General features: G+C 76.7%; 4 protein-coding genes. 1 reads left to right on the top strand and 3 read right to left on the bottom strand.

Annotated elements, in window-relative coordinates; all coding sequences use genetic code 11:
* A partial coding sequence (locus tag PYV61_RS21415; RefSeq protein ID WP_275835477.1) for a hypothetical protein occupies positions 1–1,704 on the top strand: 1,704 nt, incomplete at its 5' end.
* Between the two features lie 74 nt (positions 1,705–1,778).
* Here the strand turns inward: PYV61_RS21415 and PYV61_RS21410 are convergent.
* From PYV61_RS21410 to PYV61_RS21400, 3 genes are read right to left on the bottom strand one after another with little or no spacing between them, the layout of a single operon-like run.
* Entirely contained in the window at positions 1,779–3,218 is a 1,440-nt protein-coding gene (locus tag PYV61_RS21410; protein ID WP_275835475.1) for a rhodanese-like domain-containing protein, read from the bottom strand.
* Between the two features lie 32 nt (positions 3,219–3,250).
* The gene (locus tag PYV61_RS21405) at positions 3,251–3,661 is read right to left on the bottom strand and encodes a hypothetical protein (RefSeq protein WP_275835473.1); all 411 of its coding nucleotides are present in this window, start codon (positions 3,659–3,661) and stop codon (positions 3,251–3,253) included.
* 30 nt (positions 3,662–3,691) lie between these two features.
* Positions 3,692–4,402, bottom strand: a complete 711-nt coding sequence (locus tag PYV61_RS21400; protein ID WP_275835471.1) for a S1/P1 nuclease — start codon at positions 4,400–4,402, stop codon at positions 3,692–3,694.
* Between the last annotated feature and the right edge of the window lie 87 nt (positions 4,403–4,489).

Below are 4,489 nucleotides of genomic sequence, written 5' to 3'. Positions count from 1 at the left end.
GACGCGCGCGACGCCGCGACCCTGGCGTCGCCGCCCGCCGCGTCGGCCGGCTTCCGCGCCGCGCTGGCCGCGCCCCCCGCGGCCACGACGAGCGTCACCGTGCAGGTGCCGGCGTCGATGCGCACCGCGCCGTTCAACACGACGCGCACGCTGCGCGTCCCCCCCGGCTGGGCGGCGAGCGTGTACGCCCGCGTCGGCGGCGCGCGCTTCATGGCCGTCGCGCCCAACGGCGACCTGCTCGTCTCCAACCCCGGCGCGGGGACCGTGTGGCTCGTGCGCGCGCGCGCCGGCGGCGACCCCACGGTCACCGCGTGGGCGTCGGGGCTCTACCGCCCGCACGACGTCGTCTTCCACGCGATCGACGGGCAGACGTGGGTCTACGTCGCCGAGGGGGACAAGGTCGCGCGCTACCGCTACACGCCCGGCGACAGCGTCGGGCAGGGGCGCGAGGTGCTGGTCACCGGGCTGCCGAGCGCGCGGTCGCCCGAGTTGGGCGGCTCGTACGGGCACGAGCTGAAGAACATCGCGCTGTCGCCGGCGCACGAGCTGTACGTGTCGGTGGCGTCGATCTCCAACGCCGACCCGGCCGACGTGCTCGCGAGCCCGCCGCGCGCCGCGATCTGGCAGTACACGGCCAGCGGCGGCGCGATGCGCGTGTACGCGCGCGGGCTGCGCAACGCCGAGGGGCTGGCGTTCGTGCCGGGGACGTCGGCGCTGTGGGCGGCGGTGAACAACCGAGACAACATCGGCTACCCGTTCCACCAGGACTTCACCGGCGACGGCACCGACGACTACGGCAAGATCCTCACGGCCTACGTCGACGACCACCCGCCCGAGGAGTTCACGCGCGTCGTCGACGGCGGCAACTACGGGTGGCCGTACTGCAACCCGAACCCCGACACGCCGGCGGGGCTCGACGACATGCCGTTCGACCGCGACGTGCAGACCAACGCCGACGGCTCGCGCCTCGACTGCGCGACGGCGACGCGCGTCAGCAAGGGGATCCAGGCGCACTCGGCGCCGCTCGGCCTGACGTTCCTGCAGGGGACCGCGGCGCCCATGGCGTGGCGCGAGGGGGCGGCGGTCGCGCTGCACGGCTCGTGGAACCGCAGCACGCCCACCGGCTACAAGGTCGCGTACTTCCCGTGGGACGCGGCGGCGCAGCGCCCGGGCGCGCAGCAGGACCTGTTCGCGGGGTGGCTCGTCGGCACGTCGTCGTGGGGGCGCCCGGTCGACGTCGCGGCGGCGCCCGACGGCGCGCTCTACGTGAGCGACGACGCGACCGGGACGATCTACCGCTTCGCGTACTCCGAGGCGCCGCCCCCGCCCGCGCAGGCGGTGACGTCGTTCACGCTGATCGACGCCGACACCGACCAGCCGATCGCCGGCTACGACCCGATCGCGAACGGCGCGTCGCTCAACCTCAACGCGCTCCCGACGCGCAACCTGAACGTGCGCGCCAACACGACGCCGGCGACCGTGGGAAGCGTCCGCTTCGCGCTCGACGGGGTGGCGAACTTCCGCACCGACGACGCCGCGCCCTACGCGCTGGCGGGTGACACGAACGGCAACTACGCCGCGTGGACGCCCGCGAACGGGTCGCACACGCTCACCGCCACCCCGTTCGCTGGAGCCGGCGCGACGGGTGCCGCGGGGACGGCGCGCACGATCACGTTCAGCGTGAAGCGGACCGGGAAGAAGTAGACAGGATTAACAGGAAACCGGGGGAGAGACTCGAGCCTGACGTCTCTCCCCCGGTTTCCGTGTCCCTCCGTGTCTCAAACGGTCACGGGCACGTCGCGCTCGATCGGCAGCCCCGCGTCGCGCCACGCCGAGTACCCGCCGGCGAGGTTCACCACGTTCGTGAACCCGTGCGCCCGCAGCAGGCTCGCGCCGATCGCCGACCGCGAGCCGCCCTGGCACTGCAGCACGACCGGCCGGTCGCGCGGCAGCTCGGCAAGATGCTCGGCGAGGTGCCCGAGCGGCACGTGCGTCGCCCCGGGGAGGTGCCCGGCGTCCCACTCGTGGGCGGCGCGCACGTCCACCACCGCCGCGGCGCCGGCGCGCAGGTCCTCGGCCAGCGCGCGCACGTCGGTCTGCGGCACGCTCCCCGGCGCGCGCCCCGACGCGGTCCACTCGGCGAGCGCGTCGTCGGCCGCGCACCACCCGGCCACGCGGTCGATCCCGATGCGCGACAGCTCGGCGACCGCGGCGCGCGCGTCGTCCTCGCCAGCCGCCAGCAGCACGACGTCGGCGTCGTACGGGAGCAGCCACCCCGCCCACGTCAGGAAGCTCCCGCCGCGCGGCACGTTGAGCGTCCCCGGCACGTGCGCCCGCGCGAACGCCGCCGCCGGGCGCACGTCCACCACCGTCGCGCCGCCGCCCACCTGGGCCAGCGCGCGCGCCGGCTCGAGGCGCGGCGCCGATGGCGGGGCGCCGAGCACCGGCGGGCCGTCGCGGTTCACCGCCTTCATGCGCGCGAAGTAGCGCGGCGGGTCGGGCTGCCCCTCCAGCACCGCGCGTACGAACGCGCCCTCGTCGGCCTCCTGCAGCGCCCAGTTGTAGCGCCGCTCGTAGCCGAGCGTCGACGTCGGCACCGCGCCGAGCGCCTTGCCGCACGCCGAGCCCGCGCCGTGGCCCGGCCAGAGCTGGAGCCAGTCGGGGAGCTGCTTGAAGCGCCGCAGCGAGGCGAACAGCGTGCGCGCCCCCGCCTCCATCGTCCCCGCGTGGCCGGCCGCGCGCTCCAGCAGGTCGGGGCGCCCGACGTCGCCGACGAACACGAAGTCGCCCGTGCACGCGCCCATCGGCGCGTCGGCCGCCGCGCCGTCGGTGACCAGGAAGGTCAGGTGCTCGGGCGTGTGCCCCGGCGTGTGCATCGCGCGCACGCGCACGTTGCCGACGACGATCTCGTCGCCGTCGCGCAGCAGCGTCGCGCCGTCGGCGGCCGCGTACGCGTACTGCCAGTCCGGGCCGCCCTCCGCCGACAGGAAGAGCCGCGCGCCGGCGCGCCGGGCCAGCTCGCGCGCGCCGCTCACGAAGTCGGCGTGGATGTGCGTCTCGGTCACGTGCGTGACGCGGAGCCCGGCGGCGGCCGCCGCGGCGAGGTAGGGCGCCGGGTCGCGCGCGGGGTCGACGACGAGCGCCTCCCCCGTCGCCTGGCACCCGACCAGCCAGCTCGCCTGGGCGAGCGGGACGTCGTAGAAGCGCTGGAGCAGCATGGCGGGAAGCTACCGCCCCCCGGCCGGACCCGTCAGTCGCCCACGCGGGCGGGGACCGCGCGGATGCTGTCGGGGCGCAGCGCGCCGTCGCGCCCCTCGACCAGGTGCCACCAGTAGACGAGGACGTCGCGCTTCCCGGCCTCGACCCCCGAGATCTGCGAGGCGGGGACCGTCTTCCGCTCCCCCACGGCCACCGTCGGGCAGCCGGTGCGCGCGGTGCACGGCCCCCACAGCGCGCGCGTGGCCAGCTCGCGCTCGATGACGAAGTAGCCGACGGGGCGCGTGGTGTTGTTGCCGAGCACCACCCCCCCGGGCGCGGGGGCGACGGCGACGTTGCCGGCCCAGATGCCGTCGACGTTCGGGAGCGGCTCGCCGCCGGGCGTGACGACCCCGTCGTCGCAGGCGGCCAGGGTCAGGATCGAGAGGAGCAGGAGCGGTCGCATGCCTCCTCTACCCCGCGGTCCCCCGGCACGTCACGGGGCGCCGAGCAGGCGCTCGAGCAGCACGGCCAGCCGGTAGCCGGCCAGCGTCGCCTGCGGGTCGCTCACCTGCCGCACCCACGCCTGGTACGCGGGGGTCAGCGGCATGCCGTCGGCCACGTCGCGGTAGACGTCGCGCTGCGCCAGCGTCAGGCTCTCCCCCGCCCAGTGCGCGGGGAGCGTGTCGGCCACCCAGCGCGCCCACCGCTCGGCCGGGTAGCGCCGCGGCAGCTGCGCGGCCCACTCGTCGGCGCGGGCGAGCCGGGCGTCCTCCCCCTGGCGCCGCCCGCCCCCCTGCCGTCGCCCCGGCGACCGGTCGAGCGCGTTGTCCCAGACGGAGTGCAGCGTCCCGCTCCCCACGCGCACGTCGTTGCCGCCGCGGTCCCCGCGCGGCGACGCCGGCGTCACGCGCGACGCCGCGTGCAGCGGCTGGTGGATGTCCCCCACCAGGTGGAGGAGCCACGCCAGCGCCACCGCGCGCTCGGGCGCCGGGCGGCGCGCGTCGCGCACCGTCGCCGAGAAGACCGCGATGCGCTCCAGCGCGTGCTCGGGGCCGGGCTTCAGCTCGGGCACCCGCACCGGGCGCCCGGCCGCGTCGGCGCGCCAGAAGGTGTCGCTGAAGTGCCAGGACGAGCGGTGGTAGCGCCGCGCGCGCTCGGCCTGGCGGCGGTCGCGCACCACGTCGGGCCAGGTGGCGGCGCGCATGAAGAGCGCGCGGTCGCGCGTCTCGGGGGCGCCGCCGATCGGGCGGAGCTGCGCGAGGCCGGCGCAGGCGGTGGCGGCGCGCAGCTA

It is taken from the genome of Roseisolibacter sp. H3M3-2, assembly GCF_029211165.1.
Lineage (GTDB): Bacteria > Gemmatimonadota > Gemmatimonadetes > Gemmatimonadales > Gemmatimonadaceae > Roseisolibacter.
This window is presented reverse-complemented; position numbering and strand designations above follow the sequence as displayed.

Excerpts from the sequence above, each read along its gene's own strand:
- PYV61_RS21410 (WP_275835475.1), bottom strand. The coding sequence starts at position 3,218 with ATGCTGCTCCAGCGCTTCTACGACGTCCCGCTCGCCCAGGCGAGCTGG.
- PYV61_RS21405 (WP_275835473.1), bottom strand. The coding sequence starts at position 3,661 with ATGCGACCGCTCCTGCTCCTCTCGATCCTGACCCTGGCCGCCTGCGAC.
- PYV61_RS21400 (WP_275835471.1), bottom strand. The coding sequence starts at position 4,402 with ATGCGCGCCGCCACCTGGCCCGACGTGGTGCGCGACCGCCGCCAGGCC.